General features: G+C 72.7%; 23 protein-coding genes. 5 read left to right on the plus strand and 18 right to left on the minus strand.

Features of this window, described 5'->3' with window-relative positions:
- Window positions 1-9: 9 nt before the first annotated feature.
- The 6 genes from ACYVK7_RS00970 to ACYVK7_RS00995 all read right to left on the minus strand — a co-directional run bounded on the left by ACYVK7_RS00970 (window position 10) and on the right by ACYVK7_RS00995 (window position 4722).
- Entirely contained in the window at window positions 10-735 is a 726-nt protein-coding gene (locus ACYVK7_RS00970) for a hypothetical protein (protein WP_460885801.1), read from the minus strand.
- Window positions 732-1334, minus strand: coding sequence for a SigE family RNA polymerase sigma factor (locus tag ACYVK7_RS00975; RefSeq protein ID WP_460885802.1), 603 nt, complete (start codon window positions 1332-1334; stop codon window positions 732-734). Before ACYVK7_RS00975 ends, ACYVK7_RS00970 begins: the two co-directional genes overlap by 4 nt.
- Window positions 1331-2434 (minus strand): amidoligase family protein, encoded by a 1104-nt coding sequence (locus ACYVK7_RS00980; RefSeq protein ID WP_460885803.1) that lies wholly within the window; start codon window positions 2432-2434, stop codon window positions 1331-1333. The genes ACYVK7_RS00975 and ACYVK7_RS00980 overlap by 4 nt, the downstream gene beginning before the upstream one ends.
- A 3-nt stretch (window positions 2435-2437) precedes the next feature.
- Entirely contained in the window at window positions 2438-2983 is a 546-nt protein-coding gene (locus ACYVK7_RS00985; protein WP_460885804.1) for a hypothetical protein, read from the minus strand.
- Between the two features lie 96 nt (window positions 2984-3079).
- On the minus strand, window positions 3080-3730 hold the full coding sequence (locus ACYVK7_RS00990) for a TrmH family RNA methyltransferase (protein WP_460885805.1): 651 nt from the start codon (window positions 3728-3730) through the stop codon (window positions 3080-3082).
- A gap of 5 nt (window positions 3731-3735) precedes the next feature.
- Window positions 3736-4722 carry a DUF368 domain-containing protein gene (locus tag ACYVK7_RS00995; protein ID WP_460885806.1) on the minus strand — a complete coding sequence of 329 codons (987 nt, stop codon included), beginning with the start codon at window positions 4720-4722 and terminating at the stop codon, window positions 3736-3738.
- Between the two features lie 102 nt (window positions 4723-4824).
- Between ACYVK7_RS00995 and ACYVK7_RS01000 the strand changes: the two genes are divergently transcribed.
- Window positions 4825-5601: an HAD-IIA family hydrolase gene (locus tag ACYVK7_RS01000; protein WP_460885807.1), complete on the plus strand. Its 777-nt coding sequence runs from the start codon at window positions 4825-4827 to the stop codon at window positions 5599-5601.
- Between the two features lie 30 nt (window positions 5602-5631).
- On the opposite strand, the gene ACYVK7_RS01005 is transcribed toward ACYVK7_RS01000, so the two are convergent.
- The 6 genes from ACYVK7_RS01005 to ACYVK7_RS01030 all read right to left on the minus strand — a co-directional run bounded on the left by ACYVK7_RS01005 (window position 5632) and on the right by ACYVK7_RS01030 (window position 10994).
- Window positions 5632-6288, minus strand: a complete 657-nt coding sequence (locus ACYVK7_RS01005; RefSeq protein ID WP_460885808.1) for a hypothetical protein — start codon at window positions 6286-6288, stop codon at window positions 5632-5634.
- A 188-nt stretch (window positions 6289-6476) separates the two neighbouring features.
- Window positions 6477-7052, minus strand: coding sequence for an orotate phosphoribosyltransferase (pyrE, locus tag ACYVK7_RS01010; protein WP_460885809.1), 576 nt, complete (start codon window positions 7050-7052; stop codon window positions 6477-6479).
- 54 nt (window positions 7053-7106) lie between these two features.
- A complete protein-coding gene (locus ACYVK7_RS01015) occupies window positions 7107-7886 on the minus strand; it encodes an SDR family NAD(P)-dependent oxidoreductase (protein ID WP_460885810.1) in 780 nt (259 codons plus the stop codon).
- 9 nt (window positions 7887-7895) lie between these two features.
- Window positions 7896-9398: a tripartite tricarboxylate transporter permease gene (locus tag ACYVK7_RS01020; protein ID WP_460885811.1), complete on the minus strand. Its 1503-nt coding sequence runs from the start codon at window positions 9396-9398 to the stop codon at window positions 7896-7898.
- Entirely contained in the window at window positions 9391-9996 is a 606-nt protein-coding gene (locus ACYVK7_RS01025; protein ID WP_460885812.1) for a tripartite tricarboxylate transporter TctB family protein, read from the minus strand. Before ACYVK7_RS01025 ends, ACYVK7_RS01020 begins: the two co-directional genes overlap by 8 nt.
- A complete protein-coding gene (locus ACYVK7_RS01030; RefSeq protein ID WP_460885813.1) occupies window positions 9993-10994 on the minus strand; it encodes a Bug family tripartite tricarboxylate transporter substrate binding protein in 1002 nt (333 codons plus the stop codon). The genes ACYVK7_RS01025 and ACYVK7_RS01030 overlap by 4 nt, the downstream gene beginning before the upstream one ends.
- 194 nt (window positions 10995-11188) lie before the next feature.
- Between ACYVK7_RS01030 and ACYVK7_RS01035 the strand changes: the two genes are divergently transcribed.
- Window positions 11189-12514, plus strand: a complete 1326-nt coding sequence (locus ACYVK7_RS01035; protein WP_460885814.1) for a sensor histidine kinase — start codon at window positions 11189-11191, stop codon at window positions 12512-12514.
- A complete protein-coding gene (locus ACYVK7_RS01040) occupies window positions 12511-13260 on the plus strand; it encodes a response regulator (RefSeq protein WP_460885815.1) in 750 nt (249 codons plus the stop codon). Before ACYVK7_RS01035 ends, ACYVK7_RS01040 begins: the two co-directional genes overlap by 4 nt.
- Before the next feature lie 105 nt (window positions 13261-13365).
- Here ACYVK7_RS01040 and ACYVK7_RS01045 read toward each other — a convergent pair whose 3' ends face one another.
- From ACYVK7_RS01045 to ACYVK7_RS01065, 5 genes are all read right to left on the minus strand, one after another.
- Window positions 13366-13785: a rhodanese-like domain-containing protein gene (locus ACYVK7_RS01045; RefSeq protein ID WP_460885816.1), complete on the minus strand. Its 420-nt coding sequence runs from the start codon at window positions 13783-13785 to the stop codon at window positions 13366-13368.
- Between the two features lie 125 nt (window positions 13786-13910).
- Window positions 13911-14588: an alpha/beta fold hydrolase gene (locus tag ACYVK7_RS01050; protein ID WP_460885817.1), complete on the minus strand. Its 678-nt coding sequence runs from the start codon at window positions 14586-14588 to the stop codon at window positions 13911-13913.
- A 26-nt stretch (window positions 14589-14614) separates the two neighbouring features.
- Complete coding sequence (locus ACYVK7_RS01055) at window positions 14615-17239, minus strand: dipeptide ABC transporter ATP-binding protein (RefSeq protein ID WP_460885818.1); 2625 nt, start codon at window positions 17237-17239, stop codon at window positions 14615-14617.
- Window positions 17236-18183, minus strand: coding sequence for an ABC transporter permease (locus tag ACYVK7_RS01060; protein WP_460885819.1), 948 nt, complete (start codon window positions 18181-18183; stop codon window positions 17236-17238). The genes ACYVK7_RS01055 and ACYVK7_RS01060 overlap by 4 nt, the downstream gene beginning before the upstream one ends.
- A 25-nt stretch (window positions 18184-18208) precedes the next feature.
- On the minus strand, window positions 18209-19729 hold the full coding sequence (locus tag ACYVK7_RS01065) for an ABC transporter substrate-binding protein (protein ID WP_460885820.1): 1521 nt from the start codon (window positions 19727-19729) through the stop codon (window positions 18209-18211).
- A gap of 318 nt (window positions 19730-20047) precedes the next feature.
- Between ACYVK7_RS01065 and ACYVK7_RS01070 the strand changes: the two genes are divergently transcribed.
- The gene (locus tag ACYVK7_RS01070) at window positions 20048-20872 is read left to right on the plus strand and encodes an exodeoxyribonuclease III (RefSeq protein ID WP_460885821.1); all 825 of its coding nucleotides are present in this window, start codon (window positions 20048-20050) and stop codon (window positions 20870-20872) included.
- A 145-nt stretch (window positions 20873-21017) separates the two neighbouring features.
- A complete protein-coding gene (locus ACYVK7_RS01075) occupies window positions 21018-22967 on the plus strand; it encodes a septum formation family protein (RefSeq protein ID WP_460885822.1) in 1950 nt (649 codons plus the stop codon).
- Here the strand turns inward: ACYVK7_RS01075 and ACYVK7_RS01080 are convergent.
- Window positions 22945-23967, minus strand: coding sequence for an ArsR/SmtB family transcription factor (locus ACYVK7_RS01080; protein ID WP_460885823.1), 1023 nt, complete (start codon window positions 23965-23967; stop codon window positions 22945-22947). The genes ACYVK7_RS01075 and ACYVK7_RS01080 overlap by 23 nt on opposite strands.
- Between the last annotated feature and the right edge of the window lie 44 nt (window positions 23968-24011).

The raw sequence follows: 24011 nt of genomic DNA on the forward strand, positions 1-24011 counted from the left end.
TGCGCCGGCTCAGGGCCGCGGGGGCTTCTCGCCGTCGAGCAGCATCTGCCCCGCACGCGCCTTCGCCTCCAGCACGTCGGCCTGCCACAGCTCGGCCAGCTGTTCCGCATCCTCGGTGGTGTACCCGGCTCCCCAGAACGCCTCCTGCTCCTCATGGCTCATGGTGCTCTCCTCCGTGGCGTCCGGGTGCGAGCCCGGCGCAACGGGGACGGTCTCGCCGTCGAGGATCATCTGGCCGGCACGCGCCTTGGCGCCCGTCCCGTCGACCTGCCAGAGCTCGGTGAGGGCTTCGACATCGTTCGCCGTGTACTCGGCGCCCCAGAACGCCTCGTACTGCTCGCGTGTGTAGCCGGGAGGCATCGAGGACCATCCGACGCCGACTGCCTCGGCGACGCCGTCGACCGCGGCGGCGAAGCCCGTGTAGGGGTTGGCCGCCGCCGCCGCGCCCGCGCCGACCACGCCGAGGGCCGACGCGAGGACACCGGTGAGCGCGACGGCGCCCGCGCGTCGGACGAACGGGGTCGCCACGCCGCTCCGGCCGTCTGCCGCTGCGTCGGCGGGGGCCGCTGCCGCGATCGTGGCAGCGATCCGCTGCGCGGTGGCAGCGGTGGCAGCGGCGTCGGGCTCGTGCGCACGCAACGCCGCACCGATCTGCTCGGCGAGCTGGTCGTGCTCGGTCTCGCCCGCCGGCCGGTGCCCTGGCACGGGCGGACGGTCAGGACGGTGCTGGTTCATCGCGTCTCCAGGTTGGTCGGGTCGGTGCGTCGGAGAGAGGCGAGGGCTCGCGAGGCATGAGAGCGGACGGTGGCGGCCGAGGTGCCGAGCACTGCCGCCGTCTCGATGTCCGACAGCCCTTCGTAGTACCGCAGCACCAGCACGGTGCGCTGCCGCGGAGGCAGCTCTGCGAGGCGTTGCCACATCGCGTCCTTCTCCGCGTGGCCCTCCGCCAGATCGCCTGCTGTGCCCGCGTGCCGGGCGAGCACCTCGTCACCGGCGGGTTGGATCATCCGCACGTGCCAGCGACGGCGCCACGACAGGTGCTCGTTGGTGACCATGCGCCGGAGATACAGGTCGGGACGATCGGTCAGCACGATCCGGCGCCACCGCTGGTGAGCCCGCAGCAGCACCTCCTGGACCAGGTCGGCAGCGGTGTGCTGATCACCGACGAGCACCGTCGCGTAGCGGATCAGCCCGGGCAGGTGCGTGCGCACCAGCTCGTCCAGCGTCCGGGCCGGGGCGGCCTGGTCGGCCTCGTGCGCGGGCGCCGGAGTCCGTGCTCCCACCCGTGGTGTCGGTGTGCTGCTCGGGTCGGTGGCAGGCAGCCGGACGGTCATCGGCCGACACCCGCGGTCGCCAGGGCCAGGAGCGCCCCTGCCGGGTCGTGCGCGGCGTCTGCGCCGGGCCGTGGGACGGGGCTGTCGTCGAGGCAGCGCCGCATCAGGCCCTCGACCAGCGCCGCCCTCCGCACGATGTCGGAAGCGTCGAGCGCGCCCGGCAGGATCCGCACCTCGACGGTGTCGCGGACGGGGCTCGCGGCGACGAGCTGCGTGAGGTTCACGTCGGCGTACTTCGTCAGGCCGATCCCGCGCGCGGCGGTGCTCAGCTCGGCCCAGGACTGGTCGGCACGCTCCACGAGCCGGAGCAGCTCGACGGGCAGCGGCGCGAGTCGCCGGCACGCCGCGTTGGTACCCAGCGCCTCCCACAGCGGTTCCCGCCAGTGCCCGAACAGCCGGACCAGGTTGGCGAACGCCGCTGACCGCCGGAAGGACCCGCCGTCCAGGTGCAGGTGGACAGCGGCTTCCGCGGGAACCGTGAAACCGAGGTCCCGCGCGGGGGCGAGCAGCTCGTCGAGCAGCCGACCGTGGTCCCCGACGATCGGTGGAGTGACCACCTCGCAGGGCCGTTCCCGGCCCGCGGGCAGCGGCATCGCGACGGCGACGGTCGCGCCAGTGGCGTCGTTCACCCGCGCCGCCCCGCCCCGCAGCTCGACCTGGCTGCCGAACAGCTCCGCGACGGGGGTCAGGACGTCGGGCAGGGCTGCGTAGGGGTCCGTGCACCGCTCGATCAGCCGCAGCAGGCGGGGTTCGTCGCACAGCACCCGGTACCAGCCACGTCGGCCCCTGGCCGTCGTCCCGGCCAGGTCGGCGGTGAGGGTGATGTCGTCGACGAACCGCGCCACCGGGGCGCCGGCACCGTCCACCACGTCGAACGCGGGGGACAGGTGCCGGAACACCCCGACGCCCGGCACCGCCGACGGCTCGCTGTCGGTGTGGAACGACCGGTGCACCCGGCCGTCGCTGCGGTCCGCGACAGCGTCCGCGAGCGCCTGCCGGTCGGAGCCGGCGGGTGCGAGCAGCTCGATCTCGAAGCCGATACGCGACGTGAGGGTGTCGATGGTCGCCTCCTGGCGAGTCGTCAGCGGCGCCGGGCGCACAGGTCAGCTACCGGCCGAGGTGGCGGGGTCCAGGGGCAGCTCCTCGCCGTCGAGCACCATCTGGCCGGCGCGAACCTTGGTCTCCACGTACTCGGTGTTCCACAGGGCGCTCAGCTCCTCGACGTCCTCGGATGTGTAGCCGGCGTCGAAGAACGCCAGGATCGCCTCCGAGTCGTCCGCGGGCAGCTCGGGCTCCGCGTGCGTACCGGGCGCGAACGGGAGCTCCTCACCGTCGAGCACCATCTGGCCGGCCTGGGACTTGGTCTCGGTGGCGTCGAGCGACCAGAGCTCTCCGAGCGCCGCCTGGTCCGCCGAGGTGAAACCTGCGCCCCAGAACGCCTCGTACTGCGCCTGGGTGTAGCCCTCGGGCATGTGGGACCAGTCGACGCCGACGGCGTGCACCGTGGTGCCGACGACCTGGCCGAGAGCCGAGGTCGGGTCGGCCGCGGCGGCCACCCCCGCGCCGGCGATGCACAGGCCCGTCGCTGCGGCGCCGATCGCGGTGATTCGGAAGGTCTTGGAGCGGAGGGTGCTGGTGGTGCTGGTCACGTGGACCTCCAGGTACGTGGGATGTGCTTGCCCTCTTGAGACGCCTCCCGACCGCCTGGTGTGGAGTCGCTGCCGCCACGACTTTCGACGGCCTGCCTACTCCGCGTGCTGCACGGCCCACGTATGCATCGCTATGGCAGCCGCCGCTCCCGCGTTGATCGAGCGGGTCGAGCCGTACTGCGTGATGTGCAGGACGACGTCGCACGCGGCCTGCGCCTCCGCGGTCAGGCCGGTGGACTCCTGGCCGAACAGCAGGACGCACTCGCGCGGGAGCGCGTATCCCTCGATCGGCACGGAGCCGGGCACGTTGTCGATGCCGATGATCGGGAGGCCGGCGGCCGGGCCCGCCCGTTCTGCCCACCCGGCCAGCGCTCCCGCGTCCGGGTGGTGCGTCACGTGCAGGTACCGGTCGGTGACCATCGCGCCGCGGCGGTTCCACCGGCGTCGGCCCACGATGTGCACGCCTGCCGCGTTGAACGCGTTGGCGGTGCGGACCACGGAGCCGATGTTGAGGTCGTGCGCCCAGTTCTCGATGGCCACGTGGAAGGGATGCCTGCGCGTGTCCAGGTCGGCGACGATCGCCTCGACGGACCAGTACCGGTACTGGTCGGCCACGTTCCGGCGGTCACCGTCGGCCAGCAGCTCCGGGTCGTAGCGCGGGTCGTCGGGCAGAGGGCCTGGCCAGGGACCGACGCCGACCTGGGTCTCGACGGGCTCGGCCACCGGCTCGTCAGGCTCGCCGGCCATCCCCGTCATTCCGCCGCGACGGGAGCTGCCGGGCGCGATGCGCGCCGCGCCTCCCACCAGATCGCCACCGTGACGACCGCGGCGCCCGCCAGGGCGAGCAGCACCGGTACGACGAGGTCTCCGGGAGCCAGCAGGTCGCCCGCCTCGCTCTGCCAGGGCCACAGCGCGCGCAGCGACCCGAGCATGAGGCCGGCGAGCAGCGCCATCGTGCCCTGGCGGCGGTGCTCCAGCAGCCAGTGCAGCAGCTTCACGAACGACCCGAGACCGACCGCCGCGCCGAGCATGAAGACGCCGATGAACGCGAGGTCGCGGTCGTGCAGGGCCGCCTGCACGGGGATGTACAGGCCTAGGGCGAGCAGCACGAACGAGCCGGAGACGCCGGGCAGCACGAGCGCGTTGATGGCGATCGCCGCCCCGACGAAGACGAGCCACAGCGGCGGGTCGGTGAGCTCGGCGGCGGGCAGCCCGGTCAGGAAGAAGGCGGCGACCGCACCGGCGACCAGCAGTGCGACGTCGAGCAGCCGGGTCCGGTGCGGCATCATGCGCAGCGGGACGCTGATCGACACGGCGATCATGCCGAAGAACAGCGCGCGCATCGGCACGGGGTTGGACTCGAGCAGCGGGGCGATCGTGCTCAGCGAGACCAGCAGGATCACGACCATGCCGGCGAGCACCGGCACGAGGAACGGCCAGTCGATCTGGCGCAGCGCCGCGGCGGCCGGGCGCAGGCCGCGACGGCCGGCGACGCCCTGGACCAGCTCCCGGGCGGCGTGGACCAGCTGGCTGGCAGCGCCGAGCAGCCCGTCGTACAGGCCGACGACGAGGGCGATGGTGCCGCCGGAGATTCCGGGCACGGACTCGGCGGCTCCCACGAGGCCGCCGCGCACGGCGTTGCCAGGTGCGGCCGACCAGGGTGTCCTGGCAGGCGGGGAGGAGGCCAGGGTGCGAACCGACCCGGGGCGCGGCGCGTCATCAGGGGTACGAGAAGTCACGCGCGAAGCCTACGGCCCACCACCGGCCGCCGAGCCCGCCACGACCCGATCGGCCAGGTCGGCCCGGCTGGCCCGGCCGGCCCGACCGCTAGGCTGACGCCCATGACCGAGCGGACCACCGAAGCCTGGCTCACTGACATGGACGGCGTGCTGGTGCACGAGGGCACCGCCCTCCCCGGCGGCCCCGAGTTCATCAAGGCACTGCGCGACAAGGACCTGCCGTTCCTCGTGCTGACGAACAACTCGATCTTCACGCCGCGCGACCTGCGTGCGCGGCTCGCCTACAGCGGCATCGAGGTGCCGGAACAGAACATCTGGACGTCGGCACTGGCCACCGCCCAGTTCGTCGCGGACCAGATCCCGAACGGCAGCGCCTACGCGATCGGCGAGGCCGGTCTGACGACGGCGCTGCACCAGGCAGGCTTCACGCTCACCGAGTCCGACCCGGACTACGTGGTGCTCGGCGAGACCCGGACGTACTCGTTCGAGGCCATCACCAAGGCGATCCGCCTGATCGTGGGTGGCGCCCGGTTCATCTGCACCAACCCGGACGTGACCGGGCCGTCGCAGGAGGGTCTGCTGCCCGCCGCCGGGTCGGTCGCGGCGATGATCACGGCCGCCACCGGCCGCCAGCCGTACTACGTGGGCAAGCCCAACCCGGTGCTGTTCCGGTCGGCGCTCAACCTGATCGGCGCGCACTCGGAGTCGACGGCGATGGTGGGCGACCGCATGGACACGGACATCCTGGGCGGCATGGAGGCCGGCCTGGAGACGTTCCTGGTGCTCACTGGATCGACGTCGGCCGACGAGGTCGAGAAGTACCCGTTCCGCCCCAGCCACGTGATGAAGTCGATAGCCGACATCGTCGACCTGGTCTGAACCGCCCGTCCGGCGCCGGGCACCGCCGGCTCAGCTCAGGCCGGGGATCCCGAAGCCGTCGATCGTGCCGCCGGTCTCGAAGCGGGGACCGCCCTTCTCCAGGGGGAGCACGATCCGTGCGACCTCGGCCACCCGCTTCGCGCGCTCGGTCAGCGTGGTGACGTCGGTCCGGCCCGGCCGCCACAGCAGCACCGACGGGCCCTCGATGCGCAGCCGGGACCCGTGGAAGTCGGGCAGCATCACGATGTTGGCGAGGCGCGCGTCGAGGGCGCGGCGGGCGAACACCTCGTCGGATGTCCGCACGAGCCACTGCCCGTCGAACGCGGGGTTGTCGATCTGCACGTCCTGGGCGCCGAAGAGCTTCTGCCACTTCTCACGGATGCCCTCGGGCGACAGGTCCACCACCGGTTCGCCGGGCAGCGCGTCGAGAGCGACGACGTGGGCCGAGCGCCGCAGGCCACGACGGCGGGACTCGCCCTCGGCCGAGCCGGCACGCCAGGTATAGGTGAACGAGACGATGTCGTGGCCGTCGACGTTGCCCCTGAGCACGTCCCGGGCCACGCGGTCGAGGCCGGTGCCGAACGGCCGGCCGTCCCACCGCTGGGCGAGCGTCGGGTCCTTGTCCACGTACTCCCAGCCGTTCGCCTCGGCCCATTGGGCGACGTCCTGCGAACGACCGCGTCTCATGACTCGTGCCGCGGCAACGGTGAAGGTCACTACGCCGGCAACGAGCAGGACTAAAGCGACAAATGGCCCCATGAATCTAAAGATACAGTAGGGCTAGGCAAAAGTCTTCACGGGAAGTGATATCGAGACGCCCAGATTACGGTATTGCGGAGCCCACCCGTGGCACGGCCCGCCCGCGCCGCGGCGCCTCAGGCGAGGCCGAGGTCCCGCAGGTCGTAGAGGTAGTGGTACCGCACCCCGAGGGCCTCGATCTTCTCGCCCGCCCCGGTCGCCCGGTCCACGATCGTGGCGACGGCCAGCACCTCGGCACCGGCCGCGCGGGCCGCTTCGACCGCCGCGATCGGCGACCCTCCGGTGGTCGTCGTGTCCTCCACGACGACCACCTTGCGCCCGGCGATGTCCGGTCCTTCGATCTGGCGCTGCATGCCGTGCATCTTCGCCGCCTTGCGCACCACGAACGCGTCGAGGTCCTGACCACGCGAGGCCGCCGCGTGCAGCAGCGCCCCCGCGATCGGGTCGGCGCCGAGGGTGAGGCCGCCCACGGCGTCGATCTCCGCCGTGCCGAGCCCGACCTCCTCGAGGTGGTCCAGCAGCACGTGCCCGACCAGCGGGGCAGCCCGGTGGTGCAGCGTGACGCGGCGCAGGTCGACGTAGTAGTCGGCCTCCTTGCCGGAGGACAGGGTCACCGTGCCGTGCACCACGGCGAGCTCTTTGATGAGCTCGGCCAGCTGCTCGCGCGGGGTCGGGGAGAAGTCAGCGTTCACGGGGCAAGAATACGTGGCGCGCCCGAGCGTGACCGCTGACCGCCGGCAGACCGCTCAGCGGTACTTGCCGACGGCGCGGACGGCCCAGCGCGGCGCCGCCCGGAGCACGGCGGAGGCCACCTTGTAGCGCACCGACGGCGTGGACAGGACGACGCCGCGGCGCGCGTCCGCCAGGGCGGCCCGGACCACGTACTCGGCGTCGAGCCACCCCCACTCCGGCACGATCGCCGACTCGGGGATACCTGCCCGGGCGTGGAACTCGGTGTGCGTGAAGCCGGGGGAGAGCAGCGTGGCCGTCACGCCGGTGCCCCGGAGCTCGACCGCGAGCGACTCCGTGAAGGTCCGCACGTACGCCTTGGCGGCGGCGTACGTGCCGCCGGCGGTGAGCGCCGCGACCGAGCCGACGTTGAGGACCGCGCCACGGTCCCGTTCCAGCATCTGCCCGACGGCGGCATGGGTGAGCTCCACCACGGCCCGCACCATGACGTCGATCCCGCGGCGCTCCGTGGTGACCCGGCCTTGCGCGAAGCTCGCGTTCGTGGCGAAGCCCGCGTTGTTGACGAGCAGCCCGACGGGCCGCAGGCCGCCGTCACCGGGACGGCCGCCGACCACGGCGAGCCGCCGGGCGACACGCGCGACGTCGTCGGGCACCGAGAGGTCCGCCGGGAGCACCTCGACCGCCACACCGTGCGCGGAGCGGAGCTCCTCGGCGACCTCGTCCAGCCGGCCCTCGTCGCGCGCCACCAGCACGAGGTCGTGCTTGGCCGCGGCAAGCTGCCGCGCGAACTCGAGGCCCAGTCCCGCGGACCCGCCGGTGATCAACGCTGTGCTCATGCGGTGAGCCTAGGCCTCCGCACGCTCCCGGCGCTTGAGCCAGATGCCCAGCGCCAGCAGCACCACGATCGCCGTGTAGGCGGTGGCGGCGAACGGGCTGGTCACCAGGTAGGTGAGGTCGCCCTGGCTGATGGCGAGAGAGCGGCGCAGCCGGTCCTCGGCCATCGGGCCGAGGATCATGCCGACCACCAGGGGCGCCACGGGGTAGCCGTACCGCCGCATGAAGAACCCGGCCAGGCCGATCAGCACGAGGAGCAGCACGTCGACGGGCGAGAAGTTCAGCGCGTACGAGCCGAGCGCGCCGAACAGGAGGATGCCGGCGTACAGGTAGTGCCGCGGGATGCGCAGCACCTTCACCCACATGCCCACGAGCGGCAGGTTCAGCACCACCAGCATGAGGTTGCCGAGGTACAGGCTCGCGATCAGCGCCCACACCAGCGCGGACTCGTTCTGCAGCAGGAGCGGTCCGGGCTGGATGCCGTAGGACTGGAACGCCACGATGATGATGGCCGCGGTCGCGGTCGTGGGCAGGCCGAGCGTGAGCAGCGGCACCAGCACGCCGGCCGACGCGGCGTTGTTCGCGGCCTCCGGACCGGCCACGCCCTCGATGGCCCCCTTGCCAAACTCCTTGCGCCGCTCCTTGCCGGCGAGCCGCCGCTCGGACGCGTACGACAGGAACGTGGCGACGTCGGCGCCGCCGGCCGGGATGGTGCCGACGGGGAACCCGATGGCCGCACCACGCAGCCACGGCTTCCAGGACCGCCGCCAGTCGTCCCGCTTCATCCAGCTGCGCCAGCCCTTCTCGACCGGGATGATCTTGATGGGCCCGTGCCGCATCCGCGAGCCCACGTACAGGGCCTCGCCCACCGCGAACAGCCCGACGGCGACGATCACGACGTCGATCCCGTCCGCCAGGTTGGGCACGCCGAACGTGAAGCGCTGCTGGCCGGTCAGCGTGTCCGTGCCGACGAGGCCGAGGAACAGACCGAGGGCGAGCGCGGCAAGGCCCCGTGGGACCGAGCTGCCGAGCAGGGCGCCGACGGTGATGAACGCGACCACCATGAGCGCGAAGTAGTCCGGCTCACCGAGCTGGACCGCCCAGCGGGCGACGACGGGCGCCAGGAAGGTGAGCGCCACCGTGGCGAGCGTGCCCGCGACGAACGAGCCGATGGCGGCGGTGGCGAGCGCGGCGGCGCCCCGGCCGGCACGCGCCATCTTGTTGCCCTCGATCGCAGTCACGATCGACGCCGACTCGCCGGGCGTGTTGAGCAGGATCGACGTCGTCGACCCGCCGTACATGCCGCCGTAGTAGATGCCGGCGAAGACGATGATCGCCGCCGTCGGCTCCAGCGAGTACGTGAGCGGCAGCAGCAGGGCGATGGTCATCGCCGGGCCGATGCCGGGCAGCACGCCGACCGCCGTCCCGATGAACACCCCGAACAGCGCGTACAGCAGGTACGCGGGATGCAGCACGGTGGCGAAGCCCTCGAGCAGTGCGGAGAAGTTATCCACGGAGGAACGGCACCCCTTCCAGGAGCGGGCCGGGCGGGAGCGACAGCCCCAGCACCCCGCCGAACAGCACTTGGACGACCAGGCCCAGCACGAGCCCGATCAGGGCCGCGCGCCACCACGGGCGGGCACCCAGGACGACGGCTGCGCCACCGAACAGGATCGCGGCGGCGAACGGCCACCCGACGACGTTGATGGCGAACACGTGGACCACCAGGGTGGCCACGAGGAGCACGACGGTCAGCCAGTCGGCGCGGACGGTGGGGTCGACGTCCTCGCCGCCCTCCTCCTCACCGGCCCGGCCGCTCAGGATCAGGACGACCAGCACGATCCCCGCGACCAGGAGCATGCCGCCCACCAGGTAGGGGAAGGCTCGCGGACCCAGCGTGTTGGCCGAGCCCGGCACCGTGATGCTCCCCGCGGCCACCAGCACGTACGCACCGAGCGCCGTGGTGGCGAGGGCCAGCACCAGCTCGCCCCACCTGCGGCGCGGCGGCTCGGCGGGTGCCGGCGGCGCGGCGTCCGACGGCGGAGGTCCTGCCTCCGCCGTCGGCTCGCCCGGATCGGTAGGCGCCTCCGGCGCCGCGCCGTCGGGCGTCACCGGACGAGCCCGATGTCCTTGAGCACCGCCAGCGACTCCGCGATGTTGCCCTCGAGGTAGGTGTCGAACTCCTCGCCGGCGAGGAACGCGTCGTCCCAGTCCTTCTCCTCGAGCGTGGCCTGCCAGGCGTCGGACTCCGCGAGCTCGGTGACGGCGGTGGTCAGCGCCTCCCGGTCGGCGTCGTCGATGTTGCCCGGCGCGACCACACCGCGCCAGTTGGTGAGGACGACGTCATACCCCGCCTCGGTGAGCGTCGGGGTGTCCGGCAGGGCGTCGACGCGCTCCTCGCCGGAGACCGCGAGCGCCCGCAGCTCCCCCGCCTCGACCTGCTCCGCGTACTCGCTGACCCCCGAGATGCCCGCGCTCACGTTGTTGCCGAGCAGCGCCGCCAGGGACTCGCCGCCGCCGGAGTAGGCGATGTAGTTGAGCTTGGACTCGATGTTGCTCGACGGCATGCCGGCGGCCTTGAGCAGCATCCCGGCGAGGATGTGGTCGGTGCCACCCGCCGACCCGCCGGTGATGGAGACCTTCTTGCCGTTCTTCTCGATGTCGGCGACCAGGTCGTCGATGGTCTGGTACGGCGACTCCGCCGGGACCACGACGACCTCCTGCTCCTCGGTGAGGCGTGCGATCGGGGTGGTCTGCTCGATCCGGGCCTGGGACTGGTTGGTCTCGACGGCGCCCACCATCACCAGCCCCATCACGAGGAGAGTGTTCGGGTCGGTGGAGTTGGCGATGTTCGCCAGACCGACGGTGCCGCCCGCGCCGTCGACGTTGGTCACGGTGGCGGTGCCGACCAGCCCTTCGTCCTGCATGCCGGCCTGCATGGCGCGGCCGGTCTGGTCCCAGCCGCCGCCCGGCCCCGCCGGGACCACGATGCTGAGCTCGTCGATGGCGGCGTCACCGCCACCACCGCCTGCCTCCAGGGCCGAGCAGCCCGCCAGGGCCAGGGTCAGGGCGATTCCGACGGGGACAGCCCCGGTTCGCATGGTGCGCATGCCTTCTCCTTTGAGTGAATGCGGCAGACGTGGGCATCCGTCTCGGCCACGTCGCCGGATCCCGTCCCACCTCGGCGTGAGCGTAGGGAGCGCCGGCCCGCCGGGCCCCGTTCTGGTCGCAACGAAGGTTGTGGTCGTTTCGGTCACGGCTCCCGGCTACCGCACCGGCCGCCGACCGGGGCACACTGGCCTCCGTGAGAAGAGCGATGACGCTCCGGGGGCAGCTGCTGGTGCTGCAGGTCGTGATCGTGCTCGTGCTCGTGTGCACCACCGGCTTCGTGGCCTCCGCCCTGCAGGAACGGCAGCTCCGCGAGGCCTACGTGGACCGCATGGCAGGCGTGGCACAGTCGGTGGCGCGGCTGCCCGCCATCCAGGACGCGTTCGACGACGCCGACCCCTCCGCCACGATCCAGCCGATCGCCGAGGTGATCCGTGAGGCGTCGGAGGTCACCTATGTGGTGGTCACCGACGACGCCGGCGTGCGCTACTCCCACCCCGACCCCGAGCAGATCGGGCGGCCCGTCTCCACCGACCCGTCGGTGCCCCTGTCGGGGCGGGTGTGGACCGGCACGCAGACCGGCACGCTCGGCACCTCGTGGCGCGTCAAGGTGCCCGTCTACGGGGACGCGGCCGACGACGCCTCGCCCGCGCCCGTCATCGGCACCGCCAGCGTCGGGATCCTCGAGTCCCAGCTGCGCGCCGACCTGACCGACGACCTTGGCTGGCTGCTCGGTGCGCTCGCGGCCGCCGCGGCGGTCGGCGTGCTCTGCGCGGCCTGGGTGACCCGCCTGGTACGCCGCCGGATCTACCTGCTCGAGCCGGAGGACATCGCGGGCCTCCTGGAGACCCGGGGCCTCACCGACGCCCTGCGCTCCCAGTCGCACGAGTTCGCCAACACCGTGCACGTGATCTCGGGGCTGCTGGAGCTCGGCCGTACCGAGGAGGCCGTCGCGTTCATCGAGCGATCGGGCTACGGCGGTCTGCTTGCCGCGTCGGCCGTCGCGCCCGGCGTGCGGTCTCCCGAGATCGCCGCGCTGCTCCTGGTCAAGGCGGTCACCGCGCGCGAGCGCGGCGTGACGCTCGACGTGGCCGACGAATCCGCGCTCGACGCCCCGGCCGGCCCCGAGGCCTCGGCGCTGCACACCGACGCCCTCATCGCGCTCGGCAACCTGATCGACAACGCGGTCGACGCGACGAGCCCGGACGGGCACGTCCGCGTGCTGCTCCGCTCCGACGGCGCCCGCCTGCACCTGCGGGTCGACGACGACGGCCCCGGCGTACCCGCCCACCAGCATCACCAGGTGTTCAAGGCGGGGTTCTCCACCAAGGTGCCCGGCGACCGGGAGCACAGCCGCGGCATCGGCCTGTCCCTCGTCCGGCGCGTCGTCGACCGGCACGACGGCGAGGTGGTGATCGGCACCAGCGACCTCGGCGGGGCGCGGATGACCGTCGACCTGCCCGTGTCGGCGTCGGCCGGACGCCCACGGGCTACCGTGGCAGCGGGGGAGGCGACGTCATGACAGAACGGGCACGGACGCTCATCGTCGAGGACGACCCGGAGGTCGCCGTGGTGCACCGGGGCTTCGTGGAGAGCCACCCCCGGTTCGTGGTGGTGGGCGAGGCCAGGAACGGCAAGGACGCGCTGCGACTGGCGGCCGCGCTGCGCCCGGACCTGGTGCTGCTCGACCTGCACCTGCCGGACATCAGCGGGCTGGACGTGCTCCGCCGGCTGCGGATGCTGCCCGGCCCGCCCGTCGACGTCGTCGCCACCACAGCGGCCCGCGAGCTCGACAGCGTGCGCCAGGCCATGGCCGGGGGCGTCGCCGCCTACCTGGTCAAGCCGTTCACCGCCACCACGCTGCGCGAGCGGCTCGACGAGGTGTGGCAGCGCCGTGAGGACGTGCGGCGGGCGCAGGACACGTTGGGCCAGGACGAGGTGGACCAGCTTCTCGCCGGCCCGCGGCAGGCGACGGCCCTGCCGCCCAAGGGGCTCTCCGAGCGGAGCCGCACCCTGGTTCAGGAGGCGCTGGGCCGGCTGTGCGCCGCGGAGGCGGGGAACGGGGACGGGGCGGGGGACGCGTCGGCGGCGCCTCGGGACGGGGCAGCGCCTCGGGACGCGTCGGCGGCCGAGGTCGCGGAGGCCGTCGGGATGTCGCGGGTCAGTGCACGCCGGTACCTGGAGCACCTGGTCGCCGAGGGACACGCCCAGGTCAGCCCGCGCTACGGCGCGACGGGTCGCCCGGAGAACCGCTACCGGCCGAGCTAGACCACGGCCCCGCAAGGTCCGCTTCCAGAATGCGATCTGGCATGGATCCGGCGTGCGAGCCATGCCAGATCGCATTCTGGAAGCGGACCTTCCGAACCGCGCCCGTCAGACCGGGGAGCTCAGCGGGTCCGGGCTCGGCTGGACCTGGCCCGTCGCCGTCTCGTACGCGAAGCCCTCGCGCACCCAGTACTCGAAGCCACCGAGCATCTCCTTGACCTGGTAGCCGAGCTTCGCGAACTCCAGTGCCGCCTTGGTCGCCGCGTTGCAGCCCGGGCCCCAGCAGTAGGTCACCACGGGCAGGTCCCGGTCGACGAGCTGCTCGGCCCGCAGCCTGACCTTGCCGCCGGGCAGGTGCACCGCACCGGGGATGTGTCCCTGGTCCCACGACTCCTGGGAGCGCGCGTCGACGAGCGTGAACCGGACGCCCGCGGCCAGGTCGGCGTGGACGTCGGCGACGTCGGTCTCGAAGCTCAGCCGCTCGGTGAAGTGCGCGACGGCGGCGGACGTGTCCTGGGAGGTTGTCATAGGCCGAGTGTGCTGAGGGGCGTCGCCCGCGGCAAGAGGTCAGAGCCCCACGTTCGCTGAAGAGTGCGTAAGGCGCGCTACGCCGACCGTGCGTGCCGCTCGATCGCCTCCGGCCGCCCGGCTCGTCAGTCGGTCACGGCCTCCCGCAGGAACCGCACCACCCGCCGTGCCCGGAACATCAGCGCGTATCCGATAGCGATGACGTGACCCACCACCCGCATCGTCTCGTTCACCGCACCCTCGAGCAGCGTGTCCTCGTCGTCGACCACGCCGTCCCGGGCCGACCGCAGGCTGAGGATCCTCGCGCGGTCCTCCGGGCCGAGCTCCTCCAGGAGCTTGGGCACCGTGGACAGCGACTGCGCGAAGGCCGCGTTGCGCAGGAGTACCGGCTTGATGATGTCCTCGGGCTCGAGGAACTTTCCGGCGATGATCACGACGGCGACGATCGAGCGGCGTCGGGCGTACGCCGCGAGCACCGCGCCCGCCCCGGCGGACGCACCCATGAGGGCGACCCGCTCGCCCCGCTGCTCGTACCGCTCGACCATCTCGTCCAGGCGGTCCAGCCGCTCCTGGAACGAGGCGTCCGAGGACCAGCGGATCCGGAACATGGTGGTGCGCACACCGAGGGCACGCCAGGTACGCAGGGCCTCGCGCTGGAGGTGCACCAGGGGTGGCAGCCGGTCGCCGAGACCAGGCACGAAGATCACGCGGAGGGGCGCCTTGCCGGTGGATCCGACCACGCGCCGGGCGGCAGCGTCGAGTCCCGGGAGATCACTGTCGTCGCTGGTCATCTGCTCGCTCATGTCGCGCAGGAGGTTACACCGCGCGGTCAGAACGTCAGCACAGGCGTCGCCTCGCGGAGGCGGCGGGTGTACTCGTGGCGCGGGTCGTCGTAGACCTGGGCCGTGGTCCCCTGCTCCACGATCAGGCCGTCGCGCATCACGGCGACGTGGTCACAGACGTGCCGCACCACGCCCAGGTCGTGCGACACGAGCAGCAGCGTCAGGTCGTGCTCGTCGGCGAGGCTCGCGAGCAGGTCCAGCACCTGGCGGCGCACGGAGACGTCGAGGGCGCTGACCGGTTCGTCCGCCACGAGGATGCGCGGCCGGCACACCAGGGCACGCGCGATGGCGATGCGCTGGCGCTGCCCGCCCGAGAACTGGTGCGGATACCGCTCCGTCGCGTCGAGCGGCAGGCCGACGGCGTCCAGCATCTCCCGCACGGCGTCGCGCCGGGCGAGCGCGGTCCGTGGGCCTCCCTCGCGCACGTTCGCGGGGTTCAGGAGCGGCTCGGCCACGATGTCGCCGACGGTCATCCGCGGGTCGAGCGAGCCGTACGGGTCCTGGAACACGAGCTGCAGGGCCGCACGGAGGTCGCCCAGGTCCGCCGTCGGCGTCGGCCGGCCCGTGTCCCGTCCGAACGCGCCCCGGGGCGGCGCGCTCAGGTCCACGCCCGCGCTGACGACCCGGCCGGACGTCGCGCGGTCCAGACCCGACACGATCCGCAGCAGCGTCGACTTGCCCGAGCCGGACTCCCCCACGATGCCGAACCGCTGCCCGGCCCGGACCTCCAGGGAGACGCCCCGCAGCGCGTGCACGGTCTGGCCTCGGCGCAGATAGGTCCTGGTGACCTCCTCGACCTGGATGAGCGCCGGGTCCCGGACGGCGGCCGGCCCGGTCGCCTCGACCGGCCCGGTCTGCGCCGACACGGTCTCCGCCGACCCGGTCGCGGCGCGCGGCTCGAGCGTCGACGCCGCGAGCAGGCGCCTCGTGTACTCGTGCCGAGGGCGTGCGAAGACCTCGGCGACGGGCCCCTCCTCGACCACCACGCCGTCGAGCAGCACCACCACCCGCTCGCACACCTGGGACACCACGGCGAGGTCGTGCGTGATGAACAGGAGACCGGCACCCCGGTCCTGGACCAGTCGCAGCATGAGATCGAGCACCTGGCGCTGCACGGTGACGTCGAGGGCGGTGGTCGGCTCGTCCGCCACCAGCACGGCGGGGTCGTTGGCCAGCGCCATCGCGAGCACCACCCGCTGCCGCTGCCCGCCCGACAGCTCGTGCGGGTACCGCCGGTCGGCGCCGTCCGGCAGGCCCACCTCCGCGAGCAGCTCAGCGGCCCGGGACGCGGCGACCGGGTGCGCGACGCCGTGCACCGTCATCGTCTCGGCGACTTGCCTGCCCACCCGCATCAGCGGGTTGAGTGCGGTCATCGGCTCCTGGAACACCATCGAGACCGCCGTGCCGCGCAGCCGCGCCAGCGCGCGCTCGCCCCGGTCCAGGAGGTTCCCCGGCACCCCGTCGAGGGCTACGTGCCCGGTCGCCGCCACCCCGTCGGGCAGCAAACCGAGCGTCGCGAGGGCCGTCATCGTCTTGCCCGACCCGGACTCGCCGATCAGGCCCACCCGCTCGCCCCTGGCGACGCGGAGGGACACGTCGGACAGGAGGGTGCGGCCGCCGGCGGTCCGGACGCTCAGGTCCTGGACGTCGAGGGCGAGGGACACGTCGGGCGCCGCCCCGGCCGCCTCGCCCACCGGCCCGGACCCGGCCGGCCGGTTCCGCTCGGCCGGGGAGGCCGCCGAGAGTCTCGGGTCGAGCACGTCGCGCAGCCCGTCGCCGAGCAGGTTGAAGCCGAGCACGGCCACCGCGATGGCGACGCCGGGCACGATCGCGAGGTGGTCGGCGACGCCGAGGAACTGCTGCGACTCCTGGAGCATGCGGCCCCAGGACGGCGTGGGCGGGGGCGTGCCCAGGCCGAGGAACGACAGGCCCGCCTCCGCGAGCACGGCGATCGCGAAGTTCACCGAGCACTGCACCAGCACCGTGCCGGCGATGTTGGGCAGCACGTGCCGTGCCGCCGTCGCGGCCTCCCCGCGGTTCGCCGCGCGGGCGGCGAGCACGTAGTCGGACCGCATGACCTGGAGGGTCCCGCTGCGAGCCACGCGCGCGAAGGCGGGGATCGAGCCGATACCGAGCGCGACCATCGCCGTCACCGTGCCCGCGCCGTAGACGGCACCCAGCACGATCGCGAGCAGGAGGCCGGGGAAGGCGAGCAGGATGTCGCTGCCCCGCATCAGGAGCGCGCCGAGGCGCCCGCCGCGCATCCCCGCGAGCACGCCGAGCGGTACGCCCACCACCGCGGCGATCCCGACCGCGACGACCCCCACCAGCAGGGTGATCCGCGCGCCGGCCATCACCTGCGAGAACACGTCACGGCCGAACCGGTCGGTGCCCAGCCAGTGCTCGGCACCCGGCGGCAGGAGCCGGTCGGCACCGGCGTGCTCCGGGTCGTACGGCGTCCAGGCCAGCGACACCAGCGCCGTGACCACGACCAGGCCCACCAGCACCGCACCGATCACGAGCTGGGGGTGCCTGCCGGGGCGGCGAGGTTCGGCGGCCGGTCCGAGGTCGGGCAGCGGCGGGCCGACGGCGGCCGTGGCCGGGTCGCTCATGAGGCCCTCCTGAGCCGCGGGTCCAGCAGGGTGTAGGCGAGGTCGACCAGGAAGTTCAGCAGCACCACCAGCACCACGAGCACCGCGACGATCGACTGCACGGCGAGCAGGTCGCGGTTGCCCACCGAGTCCAGCAGCAGACTCCCGAGACCGGGCACGGCGAACACGCGCTCGATCACGACGGCGCCGATCAGCATCGACGCGATCTGCACGCCCACGACGGTCACGATCGGCACGCCGGCGTTCCGCAGCCCGTGCTTGACGAGTGCGCCCGTGAACGTGAGGCCTTTGGCGCGCGCGGTGCGCAGGAAGTCCTCACGCATGATCTCCAGCACGGCGCTGCGCACGTACCGGGTGATGATCGCGGCCTGCACGGACCCCAGCGCGACGGCGGGCAGCAGCACGTGCCGCCAGAACTCCCCGAGCCCGTCGGCGGGCGCCGTCCAGCCGCCGGAGGGCAGCCAGCCCAGCCGCACCGCGAACAGGGCCACGAGCAGCACACCCACGAGGAAGTTCGGTACGGCCACACCCACCTGGCTCACCGCGGAGAGCGTCACACCGCCGGCGCTACGGTGCCAGACGGCGGCGAGCGTGCCCACCGGCACCGCCACGACGAGAGCGATCAGCATGCCGAGGAGCACGAGGATGCCGGTGACCTGGACCCGGTCCGCGACCAGCGGCGTCAGGTCCTGCGCCGTCACGTAGCTGGTGCCGAGGTCCCCGGTGACCAGGCCGCCGACCCACTCGAGGTACTGGGCGAGCAGCGGCCCGTCCGTGCCGTGCTCGGCGCGCCAGGCCGCGAGCGCCTCCGGCGACGCCTCGATCCCGAGCGCGACGACCGCCGGGTCGCCGGGCAGCACCCGCAGCAGCACGAAGATCGCCGCTGTCGCCACGAGGAGCGTGGCGACGAGCTGGGCGAGGTGCGAGGCGAGATGTCTGGCCACGGGTTGTCTCCGGCGTCCCGCCGCGTCAGCCGTCCGACCAGCGCAGGCCGGTGAGGTCCATGGACTCCGTGGTGGCGTTCGCGGCGATGCCCGTCAGGCGGGCGTCCGCCACCACCGTGTTGGGGAACAGGAACAGCGGGTCGCTCGCCGCGTCGTCGACGATCATCCTTGCGACCTGCTGCATGCCCGCGACGTACGTGTCGGGGCTGCCCCGGTCCGCCTCCTCGGCGAGCTGGGCGAGCTCCGGGTTGTCGTAGCCGATGTAGTAGTCGGGGTCGCCGAAGATCGTCAGCAGGTCCCTGGCCTCGGTGTGGAGGATCACGGACATCTGGTAGTCGTGCTTGGTGAACACCTTGTCGAGCCAGACGGCGGGAAACTCCGCGGGCACGATGGTCGCGTCGATGCCGACGTCCTGGAGCTGGGACACGACGACCTGGGCCACGGCCTCGGCGTAGGGGCGGGTCGGGACGTCGAACGTGATGCTGAGGTCCTCGGCGCCTGCCTCCTTCAGCAGCTCCCTGGCCTGGTCGGGGTCGTAGGGGTAGGCGCCGGTCAGGTCCTGGTAGTACGGGTCGGTGGGCGGCACCATCGAGCCGATGAGCTGGCCGTGGCCCGCCCACGCCGTGTCGAGCACGGCCTGCCGGTCGATCGCGTGCATGACGGCACGGCGGACCCTGAGGTCGTCGAAGGGCGGCTCGGCGTTGTTCAGTGCGAGCAGGACCTCGCCGGTCGACGTGCCGTCGATGACCTGCAGGTCCTCGTCCTGCTCGAGCCCGGCCAGCAGGTCGGGGGTCTGCAGGTTGTACGCCATGTCGATGTCGCCGGCGCGGACGGCGTTGGCCTGGGCGTTGGCGTCCGCGAAGTAGCGCACGGTGACGTCGGTGATCGCGGGCGGATCGCCCCAGTAGTCGTCACGGGCGGCGAGCGTGATGTGCTCACCGGTCGCGACCTCCTCGACCGTGTAGGGGCCGGTGCCGACGGCCTCGGTGGCCAGGTCGGCGGACAGGTCGTCGGGGAACATGGCGCCGACGGACGTGCCCATGTCGAACAGCCACGCGTTGCTCGGGCGCTCCAGGGTCACCGCGACCTCGGTGTCGCTCTTCGCCTCGGCGCGCTCCACCACGTCCATCTTGGACTTGAGGCTCAGCGTCCAGTCCTCCTTGACCCGGTCGATCGAGGCCACGACGTCGTCCGCGGTGAACCGTGTGCCGTCGGAGAACGTGACGCCGTCGTGCAGCGTGAAGGTGTAGACGGTGCGGTCGCCGTTGACCTCCCAGGACCTGGCGAGCTGGGGCTGGACGTCGCCTTCCTGGTCGATGGTCACGAGGCCCTCGTACACGTTGTTCATCAGCAGCTGCGGGATGGCCGAGCCGGACGTGGTCGTGAAGTCGAGGTTGGTCGGTTCCCCGGTCAGGCCGACGACGACGTCGGTCCGCGCGCCGTTCTCCTCACCGGAGGAGCTGCCGGCGGTGCACGCCCCGAGGAGCGCCACGGAGGTCAGTACGGCGACGGTGCCGGCGGCGCGGCGCCTGGTGAGGATCTGCACGAAGCAAGGGTAGTCGGGGTGAACCTCACGGTTGCCAGGGCCCGAGAAGTGCGGCGGGAATCACAGCTGCGCCTTCCTGGCGCCGGCCACTTGCACGGCGGCCGTTCTGACTTCGGTCGGTTGCACGGCAGCGGTTCTGACTTCGGTCGCTTGCACGGCGGCCGTTCTGACTTCGGTCGGTTGCTCTGAGATCGGTCGTTTGATTGACCGATCTCAGAGCAAGCGACCGAAGTCATTCTCTGTGCCGTGCAAGGGACCGAAGTCGGGGATGTGGCAGCGGACAGTCGGACATCCTGTTGCCCCACGTACGCTGACCACGTGCGCCTCGTCACCTGGAACGTCAACTCCATCCGCACGCGGGTCGACCGCGTGCTCGCCTTTCTCGACCGGTCCGACGCCGACGTGCTGGCGGTCCAGGAGACCAAGTGCCGGGACGACCAGTTCCCTGCGGCCGCGTTCGAGGCCGCCGGGTACGAGGTGGCGCACTTCGGGCTCTCGCAGTGGAACGGTGTGGCGATCGTGTCGAGGGTCGGCCTGGCCGACGTCACCACCCAGTTCCCGGGACAGCCGGGGTTCGCGAAGGCGGTCATCGAGGACGACCAGGACCCGCTGCTCGACGTCGTGCCGCCGATCGAGGCGCGGGCGATCGGCGCGACCTGCGGCGGCGTCCGGGTGTGGAGCCTGTACGTACCCCATGGCCGCGCGCTCGGCGACCCCCACTACACGTACAAGCTCGCCTGGCTGGAGGCCCTGCGTGCCTCGGCACAGACCTGGGCGAGCCAGGGGGACGCCGTCGCGCTCATGGGCGACTGGAACGTGATCCCGCTCGACACCGACGTGTACGACGCCACGGCGTTCGAGGGCAAGACCCACGTGTCCCCGCCGGAGCGGGCCGCGTTCGACGCATTCGGTGACGCCGGGTACACCGAGCTGACACGGAAGTTCCTCCCCGCGGAGCACACCTACACCTACTGGGACTATCAGCAGCTCGCCTTCCCCCGGAACAAGGGGCTGCGGATCGACTTCTGCTGGGCGTCGCCCGCGCTCGCCGGCCGGGCGTCCGGGGCCGTCATCGACCGGGACGAGCGCAAGGGAAAGGGCGCCTCGGACCACGTGCCCGTAATCGTCGACCTGACCGACTGACACCTCGCTGTACGGGTCAGGGCGCCTTGAGGTTCCACCCATGATGGGGAAATCAGCGGGTGAAATTGTCCATAAATGGAGCCCACTGGTCATCGGTGTCGTCCCGGTGCCAGGGTCGTTGCCGAATGTCGGTAAGTTAACCTGCATGACGTCGACGCCCGACCAGTCCCCGGCCGCCACCGAAGTCGACATGGTCCCCGCCACGGATCCTGTCGAGACGGCGTCCGCGGTCGAGGCGGAGCCGGGCACCGCACCCGACACGGCCGAGGCAGGCGGCGAGTCCGCCTCCGGCGCGGAGGAGCCCGAGCGGCCGGACGGCGGTCCGGACGACGGTCCGGACGGCGGAAGCGTGCCGCCGAACGACGACGCCCCCCCGGACACCGCAGGAGCCGCTGAGGCGGAGGCCGCGGCAGCCGACGAGGCGACGGCTGAGGACGCTGCTGTGGAGGCTGCTGAGGAGCCGACGGCGGGCGCCACACCAGGCTCCCCGGAGCCCGCACCGCAGGCCGGCCCGGAGCCGGACGCCGTCGCACCCACCGCAGGGACCGCCGCGGAAGCCGAGCCGGTCGCGCAGAGCGAGCCCGTCACGGCAACCACGCAGGTGGAACCTGTCGACGCGGCCGTCGAGCCGACCACCACGGCGGCGACGCCGGACGCAACGCCCGCCGAGGCAGCGGCGCCCGCCGAAGCCACGACGCCCGCACCCGGGGCGCCCGCCGCGCCGGACGAGGAGGCGCCCGCGAACGCGGAGGCGGCAGTCGAGTCCCCGACGCCACCGGCCGCTCCGGAAGTGCCGAACCGGCCGAAGCCCTCCGCGGCACCGACGGAAGAGATCAGCATCGTGCCGCCGGCAGCGCAGCCGCCCGCACCCGCCGAGCCGGCTCCACCCGCCCAGGACGCGAAGCCCGCGACCCCGTCACCGGCCGCTGAGGCGTCCGCGGCGGACGGCACCAGCGAAGCGGAAGAATCCGGCACCGGCGACGCAACCAGCACCAGCGACGCGCCCAGCACCAGCGCCGGCAAGGCACCCGGCAGCGACGAGCCGCTCGACTTCAAGGCGCTCTCGTTCGCCGCCATCACGGCGGCGCACAAGAAGGCGCTCGGGCCCCGCACGGTCGCAGGCGAGGCCGAAGCCGGCGAGGCAGAAGCCAGCAAGACAGAGACCGGCAAGACAGAGACCAGCAAGACAGAGACCGGCGAGGCGGAAGCCGCCGAGGACCACGAAGCCGCCAAGGACCACGAGGCCGAGGGCCAGGCCCCTGCCGAGGACACGGCCGCCGCGGCGCCCGCCGGGGCACCCGGAGCGGAGGACGCCGCGGCGGAGCCCGCGGCCGACGAGTCGCGCGCCGAGCAGGCGGAGCTCTTCGCGCCGCCCGCCGCGTTCGCCCCGGTCCCTGCCGCTCCGCCCAGCCCGTTCCCCTCCCCCGGAACGGCGCCGCAGTACCAGCCCCACCCGCCGGGACAGGGCTCCGGGCCGCAGCAACCGCCGTCGCCGTTCCCCGCGGCCCGCAACAGCTCCGCGCAGACATTCCCAGCCGTGCACGGCTACGCCCCCGAGGCCTCCTACGCCGGCTGGCACCCGCCGACGCCGGCTGAGGAGACCGCCAAGCGTCGCCGGATCACCTTGATCGGCGGCGCGGCCGCGGCTGTCGTCGCCGTGGTGGTCGTCGTCACCATCATCGCGAACGTGGTGAGCAAGCAGCAGTGGGAACCCATCGAGGCGATGATCGCGGAACCCCGGGAGGTGCACCCGCTGCAGCTGGTGCTCGGGTCGTGCGTCGAGTCGATCCCCGAGGACGGCGAGGTCTCCCAGGTGCTCGCCGTTCCTTGCGACGCCTCGCACACCGCCCAGGTGGTGGGCCGCACCGACTTCGCCGACGCCGCCGTCTGGCCGGGTCGGGACGAGGTCGACAAGCGGGTGGCCCAGGTGTGCGGCACCAAGCAGCTCGGCCCTATCGCGCGGACGAGCCCTCTCGCCGACTCCGTGAGCTATGTGGTCTGGGGTCCCAGCGCGGAGTCGTGGGACGACGGTGACCGGGTCGGCCTGTGCCTCGCGACCACCGCCGAGCCGATCACGCAGGATCTGCTGCAGTGACCGGCACAGTCGCCGGTGTCCGTCCGGCGCAGCCCTCGAGCAGAGTCTGACCCAGCGGGGTCAGGGCGTGGATCACGGTGTTGCGTTCACGCCCGCTGGTGATGAGGCCCGCGTTGCGCAGCACCGTCGCGTGCTCCGACGCCGACGCGGGTGAGATCGCCAGCCGGTGCGCGATCTCGCTGGTCGTGGCCCCGGTGCCGAGCACGCGCAGCACCGCGGCCCTGGTGCGGCCGAGGAGTGCGGTGAGCTGACGTCCGCCGTCGAGCCGGGACTCCACGCTGCGCTCGGGCCCTACGGGTTCGCGCACGATCGGGTAGATCAGCACGGGCGGCAGCTCGGCGTCCGCCAGGGTGATCGGGACCCGCACGCAGAAGTACGACGGGATGATCAGCAGGCCACGCCCGGCGAGGTGCACGTCCCGTTCGGCGACGGTCGCGACCGTGAGGACCGGGTGCTGCCACCGGATCGAAGGGTGCAGGGTGCGGAGCGCCAGCTCCGTGCCGCCCTCCATCCACGCACGGGTCCGGGTCGCGCGGTCGACGTCGACCGCGGCGCGGATGCCGCTCCAGTACGGCGCCACCGCGTGCTCGTAGTAGGCGCGCAGAGCGACGCCGAGCCCGCGCACCGCCGGTGCGGAACCGTCGGCGAGGTCGCGCATCCAGAGCTGCGGCTTGTGCCCGCGCGCCAGCAGCGCGATGTCGTTGCTCAGCCGCTTCCGCGGGGTGGACAGCACCGCGTCGAGCCCGGACTCGAAGTCGTCGGTGCCCGTCACCGGCGTGAGGAAGTCCGGCGAGTACCCGCGCGGTGGCGTCAGCCGCAGCAGCATCCGGGCTGCGGGCCCCATCCCGGACAGCACCCGCTGCCGCCACGGCCCGAACAGCATGCTGCCCGGACGCTGGTTCACCACGTGGGCGCTGAGCAGCACCTCCCACAGAGGGTCCGGGCCCGGAGCGATCCGGACCCGGGCTAGATCATCCGAAGTGAAGTGGAACCGCAGCATCAGGCCCTCCCTGACCGTCTGCCCTTCCGGTGGCCCCCGTCGGC

The organism is Promicromonospora xylanilytica (assembly GCF_054782895.1).